Origin of the sequence: Paracoccus sp. Z118, assembly GCF_019061185.1 — a bacterium.
GTDB lineage: Bacteria > Pseudomonadota > Alphaproteobacteria > Rhodobacterales > Rhodobacteraceae > Paracoccus.
Map to the genome: position 1 here is coordinate 51,207 of NZ_JAHQZU010000003.1, position 15,545 is coordinate 66,751.

Annotated in this window: 15 protein-coding genes; 5 read left to right on the top strand and 10 right to left on the bottom strand. The window is 68.2% G+C overall.

The genetic code is table 11. From position 1 onward, the window contains the following. Positions 1 to 33: 33 nt before the first annotated feature. Positions 34 to 603: an NYN domain-containing protein gene (locus KTN05_RS03145; RefSeq protein WP_217327927.1), complete on the bottom strand. Its 570-nt coding sequence runs from the start codon at positions 601 to 603 to the stop codon at positions 34 to 36. 55 nt (positions 604 to 658) lie between these two features. On the opposite strand from KTN05_RS03145, the gene folK reads away from it, so the two are divergent. From folK to KTN05_RS03165, 4 genes are all read left to right on the top strand, one after another. After that, complete coding sequence (folK, locus tag KTN05_RS03150; RefSeq protein WP_371823261.1) at positions 659 to 1,210, top strand: 2-amino-4-hydroxy-6-hydroxymethyldihydropteridine diphosphokinase; 552 nt, start codon at positions 659 to 661, stop codon at positions 1,208 to 1,210. A gap of 66 nt (positions 1,211 to 1,276) precedes the next feature. Further along, the gene (gene rpoZ, locus KTN05_RS03155; protein WP_217327929.1) at positions 1,277 to 1,633 is read left to right on the top strand and encodes a DNA-directed RNA polymerase subunit omega; all 357 of its coding nucleotides are present in this window, start codon (positions 1,277 to 1,279) and stop codon (positions 1,631 to 1,633) included. Positions 1,634 to 1,800: 167 nt separating this feature from the next. Continuing rightward, complete coding sequence (locus KTN05_RS03160; protein WP_217327930.1) at positions 1,801 to 3,921, top strand: bifunctional (p)ppGpp synthetase/guanosine-3',5'-bis(diphosphate) 3'-pyrophosphohydrolase; 2,121 nt, start codon at positions 1,801 to 1,803, stop codon at positions 3,919 to 3,921. Positions 3,922 to 3,974: 53 nt separating this feature from the next. Then, positions 3,975 to 4,595: a DUF2062 domain-containing protein gene (locus KTN05_RS03165; protein WP_217327931.1), complete on the top strand. Its 621-nt coding sequence runs from the start codon at positions 3,975 to 3,977 to the stop codon at positions 4,593 to 4,595. Positions 4,596 to 4,598: 3 nt separating this feature from the next. Here the strand turns inward: KTN05_RS03165 and KTN05_RS03170 are convergent, their stop codons facing one another. The 4 genes from KTN05_RS03170 to KTN05_RS03185 all read right to left on the bottom strand — a co-directional run bounded on the left by KTN05_RS03170 (position 4,599) and on the right by KTN05_RS03185 (position 8,684). Continuing rightward, positions 4,599 to 5,909: an FAD-binding oxidoreductase gene (locus tag KTN05_RS03170; RefSeq protein ID WP_217328101.1), complete on the bottom strand. Its 1,311-nt coding sequence runs from the start codon at positions 5,907 to 5,909 to the stop codon at positions 4,599 to 4,601. 66 nt (positions 5,910 to 5,975) lie between these two features. Continuing rightward, entirely contained in the window at positions 5,976 to 7,331 is a 1,356-nt protein-coding gene (locus KTN05_RS03175; RefSeq protein WP_217327932.1) for a glutamine synthetase family protein, read from the bottom strand. 40 nt (positions 7,332 to 7,371) lie between these two features. Then, on the bottom strand, positions 7,372 to 7,992 hold the full coding sequence (locus KTN05_RS03180; protein WP_217327933.1) for an FMN-binding negative transcriptional regulator: 621 nt from the start codon (positions 7,990 to 7,992) through the stop codon (positions 7,372 to 7,374). Beyond that, entirely contained in the window at positions 7,992 to 8,684 is a 693-nt protein-coding gene (locus tag KTN05_RS03185) for a type 1 glutamine amidotransferase (RefSeq protein WP_217327934.1), read from the bottom strand. The genes KTN05_RS03180 and KTN05_RS03185 overlap by 1 nt, the downstream gene beginning before the upstream one ends. A gap of 140 nt (positions 8,685 to 8,824) precedes the next feature. On the opposite strand from KTN05_RS03185, the gene KTN05_RS03190 reads away from it, so the two are divergent. Continuing rightward, a complete protein-coding gene (locus KTN05_RS03190) occupies positions 8,825 to 9,967 on the top strand; it encodes an aminotransferase class V-fold PLP-dependent enzyme (protein ID WP_217327935.1) in 1,143 nt (380 codons plus the stop codon). Between the two features lie 303 nt (positions 9,968 to 10,270). Here the strand turns inward: KTN05_RS03190 and KTN05_RS03195 are convergent, their stop codons facing one another. The 5 genes from KTN05_RS03195 to KTN05_RS03215 are packed head-to-tail and all read right to left on the bottom strand — an operon-like array spanning position 10,271 to position 15,505. Next, positions 10,271 to 11,044 carry an ABC transporter ATP-binding protein gene (locus KTN05_RS03195; RefSeq protein ID WP_217327936.1) on the bottom strand — a complete coding sequence of 258 codons (774 nt, stop codon included), beginning with the start codon at positions 11,042 to 11,044 and terminating at the stop codon, positions 10,271 to 10,273. Beyond that, complete coding sequence (locus KTN05_RS03200; RefSeq protein ID WP_217327937.1) at positions 11,041 to 11,880, bottom strand: ABC transporter ATP-binding protein; 840 nt, start codon at positions 11,878 to 11,880, stop codon at positions 11,041 to 11,043. The genes KTN05_RS03195 and KTN05_RS03200 overlap by 4 nt, the downstream gene beginning before the upstream one ends. Then, positions 11,877 to 12,803, bottom strand: coding sequence for a nickel transporter permease (gene nikC, locus KTN05_RS03205; RefSeq protein WP_217327938.1), 927 nt, complete (start codon positions 12,801 to 12,803; stop codon positions 11,877 to 11,879). Before nikC ends, KTN05_RS03200 begins: the two co-directional genes overlap by 4 nt. Beyond that, entirely contained in the window at positions 12,800 to 13,888 is a 1,089-nt protein-coding gene (locus KTN05_RS03210) for an ABC transporter permease (RefSeq protein WP_371823262.1), read from the bottom strand. Before KTN05_RS03210 ends, nikC begins: the two co-directional genes overlap by 4 nt. Before the next feature lie 9 nt (positions 13,889 to 13,897). After that, on the bottom strand, positions 13,898 to 15,505 hold the full coding sequence (locus KTN05_RS03215; RefSeq protein ID WP_371823263.1) for an ABC transporter substrate-binding protein: 1,608 nt from the start codon (positions 15,503 to 15,505) through the stop codon (positions 13,898 to 13,900). Positions 15,506 to 15,545 lie beyond the last annotated feature (40 nt).

A 15,545-nucleotide genomic window follows, 5' to 3' on the forward strand; every position in this document is an offset into this window, starting at 1 on the left:
TCCGCCCCCGCAGTCCAGATGCGAGGCGGGCGCTCAGGTCTCGGTGGTGACGGGCGCCGGTGGGGTGTCGCGCTCGCGCGGGGGGCGGCCGATCACGTCGCGCAGGGCCTCCAGCTCGATGAAGTTGTCGGCCTGCCGGCGCAGCTCGTCCGCGATCATCGGCGGCTGGCTGCGCAGGGTCGAGACGACCGACACCCGCACCGCCTGCCGCTGCAGCGCCTCGACCAGGGGGCGGAAATCGCCATCGCCGGAAAACAGCACCGCATGATCCAGCCGGGGCGCAAGCTCCATCGCGTTCACGGCAAGGTCGATATCCATGCTGCCCTTGACCTTGCGCCGGCCCGCCGGGTCGGTGAACTCCTTGGCGGGTTTCGTCACCAGCGTGAAGCCGTTGTAGTTCAGCCAGTCGATCAGCGGGCGGATCGGGGAATATTCGTCGCTGTCCAGAAGGGCGGTGTAGTAATACGCGCGGATCAGCTTGCCGCGCCGCTCGAATTCCTGCCTGAGCAGCTTGTAGTCGATGTCGAAGCCAAGCGATCTGGCCGCGGCGTGCAGGTTGGCCCCGTCGATGAACAGCGCCAGCCTGTCGTCCTTGTAAAACATGGGAAAATCCTTGACCCGAATTGAGGCAGTGAAAATGGGTGGACCGAAGCTAGCGTTGATCGCCCTTGGAGCAAACCTGACCAGTTCGACAGGTTTTCCCGACGCCACCCTGCGCGCGGCGCTCCGCCGGATCGCCGCCAGCGGCGCGCGAATCGTCGCTGTCAGCAGGTTCCGGCGCACCCCCGCCTTTCCGCCCGGCAGCGGGCCGGACTTCGTTAACGCCTGCGCGGCGCTGCGGACCGGACTTGCCGCCCCGGACCTGTTGGCGATGCTGCACCGGATCGAGGCGGAGCTGGGCCGGACCCGGCACGGGGGCCGGTGGTCGGCGCGGGCGATCGACCTCGACCTGCTGGCGGTGGGCGACGAGATCTGGCCGGATGCCGCCACCCAGGGACACTGGCGGGCGCTGCCGCCCCATCGGCAGGGGGTGGAGGCGCCGGGCGCCCTGATCCTGCCCCATCCGCGGCTTCAGGATCGCGGCTTCGTGCTGGTCCCGCTGGCGGACATCGCCCCGCTCTGGCGGCATCCGCTCACCGGGCAGACGGTCGCGCAGATGCTGGCCGCGCTGCCGCCCGACGAGCTGGCGGAGATCCGGCCTTTCCCTTGACATTCCGGCGCAGGATCGCCAACTCTGCCTCTTCGCCCCCATCCGATTCGCAGCGAAAGGTGATCCATGGCCCGCGTGACCGTCGAAGATTGCGTCGACAAGGTTCCGAACCGGTTCGATCTGGTGATGCTGGCGTCGCACCGCGCCCGCGAAATCGCGGCCGGCAGCCCGATCACCATCGACCGCGACAACGACAAGAACCCCGTCGTCGCCCTGCGCGAGATCGCCGACGAAACCCAGCCCGTCGATGACCTGCGCGAGCGCATGATCCAGTCCACCCAGACCCAGATCGAGGTTGACGAGCCCGAGGATGACGCAATGGCCCTGCTGCTGGGCGCCGAAGTGGACCGCCCCCGCCCCGTGAGCGAAGAGAACGAGGAGCGGGTCCTGCGGATGATGCTGGAAGCCAACAACCGGGGCTGACGGTCCCGCAAGGCACCCCGGCCGGGAGAGAGGCGAGGCACCAACTGGGCGAGCAAGGGATCGAAGCACGGGCGGATACGCGACCTGACCCCAGCGTCGCGCCCGCGCCCCAGACCGGACCGCCCGAGCCGAAGCCCGCGGACGCCAGACCCGGCCGCGCGGTGCGCATGCCCGAGATCGACTGCGAGGACCTGATCGCGCTGGTGCGCAACTACAACCCGCGCACCAATGCCGATCTGATCGCCCAGGCCTGGACCTATGGCCAGCGGATGCACGAGGGCCAGTTCCGCCATTCGGGCGAGCCCTATTTCACCCACCCCGCCGCCGTTGCCGCCATCCTGACCGAGATGCGGCTGGACGACGCGACCATCATCACCGCCCTGCTGCACGACACGATCGAGGATACCCGCTCGACCTGGTCCGACATCGCGGGGCTGTTCGGGCGCGAGATCGCCGACCTTGTTGATGGCGTCACCAAGCTGACCAACCTGCAACTGTCCGGCGCACAGTCCAAGCAGGCCGAGAATTTTCGCAAGCTTTTCATGGCGATGTCACGGGATCTTCGCGTGATCCTGGTGAAGCTTGCCGACCGGCTGCACAACATGCGGACGATCCGGTCCATGCGGCCGGACAAGCAGGTCCAGAAGGCCCGCGAAACGATGGACATCTTCGCGCCGCTCGCAGGGCGCATGGGAATGCAGTGGATGCGCGAGGAGCTTGAGGACCTCGCCTTCAAGGTCATCAACCCCGAGGCCCGCAGTTCCATCATCCGCCGCTTCGTTACCCTGCAACGGGAAACCGGCGACATCATCCCCAAGATCACCGCCGATATCCGGGTCGAACTGGAAAAGGCGGGGATCGAGGCCGAGGTCTTCGGCCGCGCCAAGAAGCCGTTCAGCGTCTGGCGCAAGATGCAGGAAAAGCAGCTCGCATTCAGCCGGCTGTCGGACATCTACGGCTTCCGCATCATCACCCGGTCCGAGGCCGACTGCTACCGCGCGCTCGGCCTGATCCACCGCCGCTGGCGGGCGGTGCCGGGGCGGTTCAAGGATTATATCAGCCAGCCGAAAAGCAACGGCTACCGCTCGATCCACACCACGGTGTCGGGACGCGACGGCACACGGGTCGAGGTGCAGATCCGCACCCGCCAGATGCACGAGGTGGCCGAGGCGGGGGTCGCGGCGCACTGGGCCTATCGCGACGGGGTGCCGACCAACAACCCCTTCGCCGTCGATCCGGGCGAGTGGATCTCGACCCTGACCGAGCGCTTCGGCGAGGAGGATCACGACGAGTTCCTCGAGCATGTGAAGCTCGAGATGTATCAGGATCAGGTGTTCTGCTTCTCGCCCAAGGGCGACGTGATCCAGCTGCCGAAAGGCGCGACGCCGATCGACTTCGCCTATGCGATCCACACCCGACTGGGTAATTCCTGCGTCGGGGCCAAGGTCGATGGCATCCGGGTGCCGCTGTGGACCCGGCTGAAAAACGGCCAGTCGGTGGACATCATCGCCGCCTCGGGCCAACGCCCGCAGGCGACATGGCTGGACATCGTGGCGACGGGCCGCGCCAAGGCCGCGATCCGGCGCAGCCTGCGGGAACAGGACCGCTCGCGCTTCATCCGGCTGGGGTCGGAGCTGACGCGCGTGGCGTTCGAGCATGTCGGCCGCAAGGTCACCGACAAGGCGCTGCGGACCGCCGCCCGCTCGCTCGCGCTGCCGGATGCCGACGAGCTTCTGGCCCGCATCGGCAGCGCCGAGCTGTCGGCCCAGCAGGTGATCGCCACGCTCTATCCCAACCTCGCCCCGCCCGAGGACGAGATCGACGCCAGGCGCGCCGTCGCCGGGCTTGCGGCCGATCAGGAATTCACCCGCGGCCCCTGCTGCACCCCGCTGCCGGGCGAGCGGATCGTCGGCATCACCTATCGCGGCAAGGGCGTGGTGATCCACGCCATCGACTGCCCGGTGCTGGCCGAGTTCGAGGATCAGCCCGACCGCTGGGTCGATCTGCACTGGCGCGAGGGGCAGCACCCCCCCGCCTATTCCACCGCGCTGTCGATCACCATCCGGCACGACGCGGGGGTGCTGGGCCGCATCTGCACCATGATCGGCCAGCAGGGCGCCAACATCACCGATCTGATGTTCGAGGACCGCAAGCCGGATTTCTACAAGCTGCGGGTTGAAGTTACCCTGCGGGACCGCGAACATCTGCACGCGCTGATGACGGCGCTGGAAGCGGAAAGCGATGTCGCGCAAGTTTCCCGAATCCGGGATTCGGCGCGCCGCGTCTGATCGCGTTTCAGGAAGGGCTGGCCTGTAATGGTCCGCGCCGGAGGGTAGAGACGGTGTTCAAGCGCAGGCCGCGCAGCTACGGCCAGATCGTTTCGGATTCGGTCTGGCCTCGCGGCGGGTGGAGCCGGGCGGCGATCTATCTCGCCCACCGCGTGCGCCGCCTGCCGGACCAGCCGCAGCGCATCGGACGCGGGCTCGGCGCCGGCACCTTCGTGAACTTCACGCCGTTCTTCGGCGCCCATGTGCTGCTGGCGGTCGCCATCGCCGGTTTCATCCGCGGCAACCTGCTGGCAGCGGTGCTCGGCACCTTCTTCGGCAACCCGGTCACGATGCCGCTGATCGCGGTCCTTTCCGTCAGCCTCGGCCGCTGGATGCTGGGGGTGGAGGGCACGATGTCGCCCGGCGCGATCCTGGGCGAATTCACCGCCGCCGGCGGGCAGCTGTGGCAGAACATCCTGGCGATCTTCACCGATGCGCCGGTCCATTGGGACCGGCTGGCGGCGTTCTACGACAGCATCTTCCTGCCCTATCTGGTCGGCGGATTCATCCCCGGCATCATCGCCGGGGTGACGGTCCATCAGATCGCCGTGCCGGTCATCCGCGCCTATCACAAGCGCCGCGCGGCCAAGATGCAGAAACGGATCAACCAGCTGCGCGAACGGCCCCGCAGATAGCACTCAGAACCCCAGCCGGTCGCGCAACGAATACCAAGACATGCCCGCCACCAGCAGCGGCCAGCGCAGCGCGGCCCCGCCGGGAAAACCGGGCTGCGGCAGGGCGGCCATGGTGTCGAACCCCTCGGACTGGCCCTGCACCGCCTGCGCCATCAGCTTGCCCGCAAGATTGGCGATCGCCACCCCGTGGCCGGAATAGCCGCTGGCCGACAGGCAGTTCGGGGCAGGGCGGGCGAAGACCGGCATCCGGTTCATGGTGATGGCGAGCGTGCCGCCCCAGGCATGGGTGATCGGCACGCCGGCAAGCTGCGGATAGACCTGCAGCATCGCCCGCCGCACCTTGCCGGCGATGTCGCGCGGAAATCGGTAGCTGACATTCTCGCCGCCGCCGAAGATCAGCCGCCGATCCTCGCTCAGCCGCCAGTAATTCACGACGAAGCGGGTGTCGTGGACGCCGATATTCTCGGCCAGAACCTCGCTGGCGCGCTCGCCCAACGGCGCGGTGGCAACGACGAAGTTGTTGATCGGCATGACCCTTGCCGCGATCCGGTCGTCGAGATTGCCGAGATAGCCATTCGCGGCGAGGATGACGTGATCGCAGACGGCCCGCCCCGCGCCGGTCTGCACGACGCTTGTCCCGCCCGCCCGGTCCGCATGGGTGATATGGTGGACATGGCTCAACTCAAAGATCTCCGCGCCCCCCGCCTCGGCCTGCCGCGCGATCCCGAGCGTCAGCGCCAGCGGGTCCAGATGCCCGGCCCCCCGGTCGATGTCGCCGCCGACATAGGCGTCGGACTTCACCAGCGCCCGCAGGCCGTCGCGGTCCAGCGGCTGCACCTTGTCATAGCCGTAGTCACGCGCCAGCCGCTCGGCCATCGCATGGGCGTGGGCGACTTCGCCCTTCGTCCGCGCGGCATGGGCGATGCCGGGATGGAACGCCACGCCCGAGGCGGCTGCCAGCCCCCGCGTCAGCGCCTTCGCTTCCTCGGCCATGTCCCACAGCTGCCGCGCCGCGCCGCGTCCGGCCATCCTCTCCAGCTCGTCCACCTCCAGCCGCTGGCCCGACCCGACCTGCCCGCCATTGCGCCCCGACGCACCGAAGCCCGCCCGGTGCGCCTCCAGCACGACAACCCGCCGCCCGGCGCGCGCCAGATGCAGCGCCGCCGACAGCCCGGTGAAACCCGCGCCGACGATGGCGACATCCGCCCGGACCTCGCCGCGCAGCGAAGGCCGCGCCGCCGTGTCGCCCAGCCGGTCGGCATAAAGGCTCGGCGGATATTCCCCCCGCCGATCATTCGAGAACAGCAGGTCCATCGCTGCCACTTTCTTCTTCGCATAAATATCCCGGGGGTCCGGGGGCTGGCCCCCGGTCCTGCCGGATCAGACGTTCAGCAGCAGATGCTCCCGCTCCCACGGGCTGATGACCTGCAGGAACTCCTTGTATTCGTTCCGCTTCACTGCCTCATAGACGTCCACGAACTCGGTCCCCAGAACCTCGCGCATGGGTTCCGACGCGGCCATGAGGTCCAGCGCGTCGCCGAGATTGGTGGGAAGCTCGTCCTCCGACATGTAGGCGTCGCCGATACATTCGGCGCGGGGCGGCTTTTCCTCGATCAGCCCCAGGAATCCGGTGGCGAGCGATGCCGCGAGCCCCAGATACGGGTTGCAGTCCATCCCGGCGAGGCGGTTTTCCACCCGCCGGCCCTCGGAATCGGAGATCGGAACCCGCAGCCCCGTGGTCCGGTTGTCGCGGCCCCATTCCAGGTTGATGGGCGCGGCGAAATCGGGGACGTAACGGCGATAGCTGTTCACATAGGGCGCCAGCAGCGCGATCGCGGCGGGCAGGTGGGTCTGCATCCCGCCGACGAAATTCAGGAAGGCGGGCGTCTCGCGCCCCTGCTCGTCCGAGAAGATGTTGCGCCCGGTCGCCACGTCGATCACCGAATGATGGATATGCATGGCGCTGCCCGGCTCGCCCTCGATGGGCTTGGCCATGAAGGTCGCGAAGCAGTCGTGGCGCAGCGCCGCCTCGCGGATGAGGCGCTTGAAGTAGAAGATCTCGTCCGCCAGCCGCACCGGATCGCCATGGGCGAGGTTGATTTCCACTTGGCCCGCGCCGCCTTCCTGCAGGATGCCGTCGATCTCGAACCCCTGCGCCTCGGCGAAATCATAGATGTCGTCGATCACCTTGCCGTATTCGTCCACCGCCGACAGCGAATAGGCCTGCTTGGCGGCCGCCCGCCGGCCGGACCGGCCCATCGGCGGCTGGATCGGCTGGTTCGGGTCGATATTGCGGGCGACGAGGAAGAACTCCATCTCGGGCGCGACGATCGGGCGCCATCCGCGCTCGGCATACAGCCCGACGATGCGCTTGAGCACGTTGCGTGGCGCGGCCGGCATCGGCGCGCCCTGCTGATCCATCACGTCATGGATGACCTGCAACGTGTAGTCTGCCGTCCAGGGCGCGGCGCTGGTGGTCGAGTAGTCGGGCACGCAGACCATGTCCGGCTCGGTGAAGGCGCCATGCGGATTTTCGGCCCATTCCCCGGTGATCGTCTGCAGGAAGATGCTGTTGGGCAGGTAGAAGCTGGGCTGCTTGGCGAACTTCGAGGCGGGCATCGCCTTGCCGCGCGCGACCCCGGCGATGTCGGGGACGATGCACTCGACCTCGTCCAGCCGCCGCCCCTCGATATAGCTGCGGGCTGCTTCCGGCGTGTCTTTCAACCAGTCTGCCATGGGAACTTTCCGCCGGCTCGGGCCGGCTTGGCTTGAGGATTCAGGGGTCGGGAACGACGCCCGCCATCGGGTTCTGCTGCGCGGTCAGCGCCTCGATCACGCCCGCGCGGTCTGCGGCGGGGCGGTTCTGGCTGGCCTTCCATTTGCCGGCGATCCGCGCCACCGGGATTTCCACCCCGACGATTCCGCGAAGCTGCGCGGCGACGAAAGCTTCGGGCGCATCGTCCACCGCCCAGGGATCGGGCTCGGCGGCCTCCATCCGGCCGGTCAGATCGTCCACCTGCGCCCGCAGCCAACCCGCATCGTCGAAGACCCGCGGCACGCCGCGCACCTGCACGGCGAGGTAGTTCCAGGTCGGCACGACCTTGCCCGTCTCGCGCTTGGTCGCATACCAGCCGGGCGAGATATAGGCCTGCGCCCCCTGGAAAACCACCAGCGCAGGTTGCCCGGCCGCTTCCATTGCCCGCAGGTCGGCGATCTGCGGATTGGCGCGGGCCAGATGGCCGCGCAGCACGGCCCCAGCCGGATCGTGCAGCAGGGGGATCAGGTTCGCCGTCAGCCCGTCCGCGCCCTGGGTGATGAGCGTCGCCAGCGGATGGCTGGCCATCAGCGCGCCCAGCACCTCGGGCCGGTCTTCGGCGAAGGCGGGCGGGACATACATCAGACGAGGCTTTCCGCTGTGGCCTTCGGGTCCTTGAAGAACGCCTCGATCCGGTCGGCCATCGCGGCCGAGTCCGCCTCGCCCCGCCGGGCGCGGGCCTTGTCGAGCAATTCGTCCGGCACCGCGCCGCCGCGATGCTCCATCAGCCCGTCGATGAAGGTGTCGGGAAACTCCGGGTGGGGCTGCACGGTGAAGGCGCGGTGGTCATAGACCAGCGCGGCGGCTTGGCAGAACGCGTTGGTGCCCGCGATCTCGGCGCCGGGCGGCAGGTCCACGACCTGATCCTGATGCCAGGCGTTCAGCACCATCTTCTCGCCGCCGATCACGTAGTCGTTCGCGCCGACGCGCCAGCCCTTGGGGTGCTTGACCACGCGCCCGCCCATCGCCTGGGCGATGATCTGGTGGCCGAAGCAGACGCCGACCAGCGGCACCTCGGCCTCGAAGGCGTCGCGGATGAACTGCTCCAAGCGGGGGATGAACGGATGATCCTCATAGACGCCGTGGCGCGAGCCGGTGATGAGCCAGCCATCGGCGGCATGGACGCTTTCGGGAAACGTCATCGCCTCGACATGGTAGCTGTCGAAGGTGAAGCCGCGCCCGGCGAGCAGCCGTTCGAACATGGTGTCGTAATCGCCCAGCTCGCCGCGCAGGAGGTCGGGCGACTGGCCGGTCTTGAGGATGCCGATACGCATGGAAATCAAATGTCCGATCTGTGTGCGGCAAAGGTAAGCGCGCGGCATTACGCCCGCAAGACTGCCGTCGCCGAAGACTGGCGCCCGCGCCGTGGCGCGGCTAGCCTGCCACCCAACAGATCTTGCAAGGGAAAAGCGCCATGTCCACCGATCCTCAGCAACTCCCGCATCCCGATGTCGATCCGGGGGGCCTGCGCGAGTTCTCGGTCGTGTTCACCGACCGCAGCCTCAACCACATGAGCAAGCGCTTCCAGCAGGTCATGCGCGACATCTCGGGCATCGCCTGCGACGTCTATGGGGCCGAGGCGATGGCGCTGGTTCCCGGCGGCGGCACATTCGCGATGGAATCGGTCGCCCGCCAGTTCGCCCGCGACGCGAACGCGCTGATCGTCCGCAACGGCTGGTTCAGCTTCCGCTGGACCCAGATTCACGAGATGGCCAAGTTCGACGGCGAGGCCGCGGTCGAGAAGGCGCGGGCCGAAGGCAACGCCCCGCAGCCCGCCTACGCCCCGCCGCCGATCGAGGACGTGGTGGCGGAAATCCGCAGCGCGAAACCGTCGGTCGTCTTCGCCCCGCATGTGGAGACGTCGGCCGGGCTGATCCTGCCCGACGACTATATCCGCGCGCTGGCCGATGCGGCGCACGAGGTGGACGCGCTGATGGTGCTGGACTGCATCGCCTCGGGCGCGATCTGGGTGGACATGCGCCAGACCGGCGTGGACGTGCTGATCTCGGCCCCGCAGAAGGGGTGGAGCGGAACGCCCTGCGCCGGGATGGTCATGCTTTCGGCCCGCGGGCTGGAGCGGCTGGAGGCGACGACCAGCGACAGCTTCGCGCTGGATCTGAAGAAATGGCGCGCGATCATGAAGGCGTATGAGGATGGCGGCCACGCCTATCACGCGACCTTGCCGACTGACGGGCTGGTGGTGCTGCGCGACGCCATGGTCGAGACGCGCGACATGGGCTGGGATGCTGCGCGAGACGCTCAATGGAAGCTCGGCAACGCCGTCCGCGCGGCGCTGAAGGAGCGCGGCGTGCGCTCGGTCGCCGCCGATGGCTTTGCCGCGCCGGGGGTCGTCGTCAGCTACACCGACGATCCGGCGATCCAGAACGGCAGCAAGTTCGCCGCCGAAGGCTTGCAGATCGCCGCCGGGGTGCCGCTGCAGGTGGGCGAGGGCGCCGACTTCCACACCTTCCGGCTGGGCCTGTTCGGGCTGGACAAGCTGCGGGACGTGGACGCGACCGTGGCAACGCTGACGCAGGCGTTCGACAAGGTGCTGTGACGACCCGCGCCGCGCGGGCGTCCGGTCTGCGCGGCGTTTTTACCCCCGACGGCGCAGCGGCCGCCGCGGCGCTCAGCCCTTCCTGCGCGTCGGTGGCGAGCGCCAGTGCCAAGGCCTCGGCCGCGAGGGTCAAGGGCTTCGCTCCCGTTCATCCCGCGTTCCTTCCCCATGAGCGCGTGAGGCTCACGGGAAAGGTTGATCGCCTTCGCGCCGCGCATCAAGGCGCTTATCATCAAACGCTGATGCCGTGGCGGGATGGCGGTGGCTATCGCGCAAGATCACAACCGCAAGAGGTGGCCGGGTTCAGGCTGCTCCGGGCCGAACGAACCCCTCGCTCGCCTTCATCAGCGCGCGGGTGTAGTCGCTGTCCACGTCCCGGCTGGCGAGCGCGCCGTCGGTCATCTCCTCGACCGCCTTGCCGCCGCGCATGACCAGCAGCCGGTCGCACATGTGGTCGATCACGGCCAGATCGTGGCTCACGAACAGGTAGGTCAGCTGCTTTTCCCGCCGTAGCCGGGTCAGCAGGTTCAGGATCTCGGCCTGGATCGAGGCGTCGAGCGCGCTGGTCGGCTCGTCCAGCAGCAGGACGGTCGGCTCGAGGATCAGGGCGCGGGCGATGGCGATGCGCTGGCGCTGGCCGCCGGAAAGCTGGTGCGGCAGGCGGAAGCGGAAGGCGGGGTCCAGCCCCACATCCTCCAGCGCCTGGGTGATCCGCTGGTCGCGGCCTTGGAAGCCGTGGATGGACAGCGGCTCGGACAGGATGCGGTCGATCGTGTGGCGCGGGTGCAGCGAGCCGTAGGGGTCCTGGAACACCATCTGCACCTGCCGGGTGAAGGCGCGGGACCGCGCACCGGTCAGGTTCTGGCCGTCGATCAGCACCCGCCCGCCCTCGATCGGCGCGAGCCCGCAGATGGCTCGCAGGACGGTGGACTTGCCCGACCCGGATTCGCCGACAAGACCGTAGGATTCGCCCGGCTCCACCCGGAACGACACCCGGTCCACCGCGACGACGTGGCGGCGGCCCTCGCCGAAGGTGACGGTCAGGTTCTCGACCTCGATGCGGGGCGGCTGGCTCATGCGTCGTTCCATGCGTCCTGGCGCTGCAATGTGGGCAGCGCCTCATGCCCGCCGCCGATCCGGGGCAGGCAGTTCAGAAGACCCTGCGTGTAGGGATGCTGCGCCTGATGCAGAAGCGAAGCCTTGATCTCTTCCACGATACGGCCGCGATACATCACCAGCACCCGGTCGCAGAAGGTGGAGACCAGCCGCAGGTCGTGGCTGATGAAGATCAGCCCCATGCCGCGCCGCCGCACCAGATCGTCGAGGATGCGCAGCACTTCGAGCTGCACGGTCACGTCCAGCGCGGAGGTCGGCTCGTCCGCGATCAGCAGTTCGGGCTGCGTCACCAGCATCATGGCGATCATCACGCGCTGGCCCATCCCGCCGGAAAGCTCGTGCGGATAGGCCGTCAGCACCCGCTCCGGGTCGCGGATCTGCACTTCGGCCAGCATGTCGAGCGACCGTTTGCGGATTTCCGCGCGCGAAGGGCGGCCGTGGACGCGCAGCGCCTCGGCGATCTGGCGGCCGACGGTCATCACCGGGTTGAGCGAATAGCGCGGGTCCTGCATCACCATGGAGATGCGGCGCCCGCGGATGGTCCGCATCTGCCGCTCGGGCAGGCCCGGCAGCTCGGTGCCGTCGAAGGTCAGGCGCGACGCCCCGACCCGCCCGGGCGGGCGCACGAGGCCGAGGATCGCACGACCGGTCATCGACTTGCCCGAGCCGGACTCGCCGACGATGCCGACCCGCTCGCGCCCCACGTCGAACGAGACGCCGCGCACGGCCTCGAACGGGCCGCGCCGGGTGTCGAAGGTCACGGTCAGATCGCGAACGGAGAGAAGCGGCGCGCTCATTTCGTCGCCGCCCGCGGGTCCAGCACGTCGCGCAAAGCGTCGCCCAGCAGGTTGAAGCCCAAGCTGACGGTCAGGATCGCGATGCCGGGAATGGTGGCGACCCACCAGTGCGACAGCAGATACTGCCGCCCGGTGGAGATCATCGCCCCCCATTCGGCCTGCGGCGGCTGCGCGCCGAGGCCGAGGAAGCCGAGCCCGGCGGCCGTCAGGATGATCCCCGCCATGTCCAGCGTCACCCGCACGATCACCGAGGACAGGCACATCGGCATGACATGGCCGGTGATGATGCGGAAGGTGCTGGCGCCCTGAAGCCGGGCGGCGGCGATGTAGTCGGACCGGCGCACGGTCAGCGTCTCGGCCCGCGCAACGCGGGCGTAAGCCGGCCACGCCGTCAGCGCGATCGCCAGCACCGCGTTGAAGATGCCGGGGCCGAGGGCCGCGACGAAGGCCAGCGCGAGGATCAGCCGGGGGAACGCCAGGAAGATGTCGGTCATCCGCATCAGCACCCGGTCGGTCCAGCCGCCCATCGTCCCCGCGACGGTGCCGACGATCAGCCCGAAGACCGGCGCCGTCACCGCGACCAGCGCCACGATATACAGCGTCACCCGCGCCCCGAAGACGATGCGCGAGAAGATGTCGCGGCCAAGCTCGTCCGTGCCGAGCAGATGTCCCTCCCACCCCGGCGGGTTCAGCCGGCCGGTGAGGTTCTGGGCGTTCGGCTCATGGGTCGCGATCCACGGCGCGAACAGGGCCATCAGCACCAGAACCACGATGATCGCCAGCCCCAGCATGGCCAGCCCGTTGGACGACAGGGTGCGCCAAGCGTTCCAGATGGCGATGCTGCGCGCCTGAAAGCGCGAGCGGGGGGTGTCGGTGGAAAGCCACTCGCGCAGGGTCGGGGGGGTGGTGTGCGCCTGGCTCATCGCGCCCTCGGATCGACGATGGTGTAGAGGATGTCGGACAGCAGGTTCAGCACGATGAACATCGCCCCGATCACCAGCGTCCCGCCGAGAACTGCGTTGAAGTCGGCCGCGAACAGCGCCTGCGTGATGTAGAGCCCGAGCCCCGGCCATGCGAACACGGTTTCGGTCAGCACCGAGCCTTCCAGCAGCCCGGCATAGGACAGCACGATCACCGTGATCAGCGGGACCATCGCGTTGCCGAGCGCGTGGACCCAGACGACGCGCCATTCCGGCACGCCCTTCACCCGCGCGGCGGTGACGTATTCCTGCCCCAGCTGCTCCAGCATGAACGACCGCGTCATCCGCGAGATATAGGCCATCGAGAAATAACCCAGCACCCCAGCGGGCAGCACCACATGGGCGAGGGCGTTGCGGAACACGTCCCACGCGCCCGACAGGGCGCTGTCGATGATGACCGAGCCGGTGCGCCGCGCCACCTCCAGCTCATAGGTGAACTGCTCGCTCACATCGAGCCGTCCCGGCCCGGCGGTCCAGCCGAGCTGGCCGTAGAAGATCAGCAGCGCGACCAGCCCCAGCCAGAAGACCGGCATCGAATAGCCCAGCAGCCCCACCACCCGGATGATATGATCGGGCCATCGCCCCTGATTGACCGCGCCGATCACCCCGGCTGGAATCCCCAGCATCACGCCGATGATCGTCGCCAGCGTCGCCAGTTCCAGCGTGGCGGGGAAGGCGCGGCGGATATCCTCGGTCACCGGGCGCGAGGTCAGGTTCGAGCGGCCCAGATCGCCCGTCACCACGTCGCCGACATACTCCACGAACTGGACCGGCAGCGGCCGGTCAAGGCCCATCGCCTCGCGCGCGGCCTCGTATTGCGCTTGCGTCGCGCGGTCGCCGACCACGGCCAGAACCGGGTCCAGCGGCACCACGCGGGCGATCAGGAACGTCACCAGCAGCAGGCCGAACAGCGTGATCGCAAGCGAGAAGACGAAGCCAGCCGCGCGTTTCATCACGCGCGGCAGACCGGAGGAGCCGAACCGCGCGCGGCGGGGGCCGCGCGGGTTCTCGATGTCCGCGGGGGTCATCGGCCCGGCTTACTCGGACTTCGTGACCGGCCAGTAGAAGGCCGAGGCGACCGCGCCGCCAGCGGTGAAGCCCTCGACGTTGTCCTGCATCGCGGTCTGCTCCACGCGCTGGAACAGGATCATGAAGGGCGACGTCGCCTGGCTGATGCGCTGCATCTCCTCATACATGCCGCGGCGGGTCGCCTCGTCCTGCTCGACCACGGCGGCCTCCACCATCGGCGAGGTCTCGGTCGCGGCATAGGCGTTGCGCCAGGCGAGGTTGCCGGTCAGCTGCGCCTCGTCCGAGTTGTCGGGGTTCAGCGCGAAGACCGAAGCGTTGGTGTGCGGGTCGGGATAATCCGGCCCCCAGGTCTGCAGCGTCAGCTCGTGGTTGCGGGCGCGATAGATCGACAGCGACTCGGCCCCGGTGACCGAGCGGATCGACATGTCGATGCCAAGCTGCGACAGCGAGCCCTGCATCGCCTGGCTGATGTCGATGCGCTCCTGCTCGTTGCGGATCAGCATCTCGATCTGGAAACCGTCAGCATAGCCCGCCTCGGCCAGCAGCGCCTTGGCCTTTTCCACGTCCAGCGAGAACGGCTTGTCCTCGATCGCCCCGAGGAAGCCCGCCGGCAGGAAGGACTGGTGGACGACGTTGGTGCCCTTGACGATGGAATCGGCCATACCCTGATAGTCGATCCCGTATTTCAGTGCCTCCAGCACCTTCGGGTTCGACAGGATCTCGTGCTTCTGGTTGGCCGAGACGTAATAGAGTTGCCCGCGCAGGTTCTCCTCGATCTTCACGCCCTCGTTGCCGCGGATCGCCTCGACATCGGTGGGCGTCATGTTGCGGGCCATGTCCACGTCGCCCGCCTCCAGTTGCAGGCGCTGGCTGGCGGGTTCGAGGACGTGGCGCACGAATACCCGCTTCATCGCAAGCTCATCCGCGCGGTGCCAGTTGGGGTTGGCTTCCAGGATCACGGATTCGTTCGGCGACCACGAGCGCAGCGTGTAGGGGCCGGAGCCGGCCGAGTTGCGGTTCAGCCATTCATGGCCGAAATCCTCGCCCTGCGCGTTGGCCATGACCGTTTCCATGTCCACGATCGAGCCCGCCTCGGCGGTCAGCGCGTTATACAGGAAGGACGGGGCAAAGGGGCGGTCGGTCTCGATCACCAGCGTCCGGTCGTCGGTCGCCCGGACCTTCTGGTCCACGGTCTCCGGCGTCAGGCCGAACTGTCCGATCACGAAGGACGGGGTCAGGTTCAGCTTGACCACCCGCTGCAGCGAGAAGGCGGCGTCCTGCGCCCGCACCGGGTTGCCCGAGGCGAACTTGCGCCCCTCGGCCATGGTGAAGGTGAAGGTCTGGCCATCCTCGGACACCGACCATTCCGAGGCGAGGCCGGGGATCGGCGTCAGCGTCTCGGGGTCAAGCTCGACCAGCGTCTCGTAGATGTTGTTGATCTGGTCCTGGCCCGAGAATTCGAAGCTCTGCGCCGGGTCCAGCGAGATCAGGTCGTCGATCGAGGTCGCGATGACCAGCGTGTCGGGCGGGGTATCGGCGCTCGCAAGCGGTGCGGCAAGCAACAGCCCGCCCACGAGGACAGTGCTGGTCAGGAGAGAGGCGCGGAGATGGAACACGGAAGACCTCATGTGCAAGCGGCCGATGGGATTGTCTGAT

Coding starts and splice junctions, on each gene's coding strand:
- nikC (WP_217327938.1), bottom strand. CDS start 12,803: ATGAGCCAGGCGCACACCACCCCCCCGACCCTGCGCGAGTGGCTTTCC.
- KTN05_RS03160 (WP_217327930.1), top strand. CDS start 1,801: ATGCCCGAGATCGACTGCGAGGACCTGATCGCGCTGGTGCGCAACTAC.
- KTN05_RS03170 (WP_217328101.1), bottom strand. CDS start 5,909: ATGGACCTGCTGTTCTCGAATGATCGGCGGGGGGAATATCCGCCGAGC.
- KTN05_RS03185 (WP_217327934.1), bottom strand. CDS start 8,684: ATGCGTATCGGCATCCTCAAGACCGGCCAGTCGCCCGACCTCCTGCGC.
- KTN05_RS03190 (WP_217327935.1), top strand. CDS start 8,825: ATGTCCACCGATCCTCAGCAACTCCCGCATCCCGATGTCGATCCGGGG.
- KTN05_RS03175 (WP_217327932.1), bottom strand. CDS start 7,331: ATGGCAGACTGGTTGAAAGACACGCCGGAAGCAGCCCGCAGCTATATC.
- KTN05_RS03200 (WP_217327937.1), bottom strand. CDS start 11,880: ATGAGCGCGCCGCTTCTCTCCGTTCGCGATCTGACCGTGACCTTCGAC.
- rpoZ (WP_217327929.1), top strand. CDS start 1,277: ATGGCCCGCGTGACCGTCGAAGATTGCGTCGACAAGGTTCCGAACCGG.
- KTN05_RS03210 (WP_371823262.1), bottom strand. CDS start 13,888: ATGACCCCCGCGGACATCGAGAACCCGCGCGGCCCCCGCCGCGCGCGG.
- KTN05_RS03180 (WP_217327933.1), bottom strand. CDS start 7,992: ATGTATGTCCCGCCCGCCTTCGCCGAAGACCGGCCCGAGGTGCTGGGC.
- KTN05_RS03195 (WP_217327936.1), bottom strand. CDS start 11,044: ATGAGCCAGCCGCCCCGCATCGAGGTCGAGAACCTGACCGTCACCTTC.
- KTN05_RS03145 (WP_217327927.1), bottom strand. CDS start 603: ATGTTTTACAAGGACGACAGGCTGGCGCTGTTCATCGACGGGGCCAAC.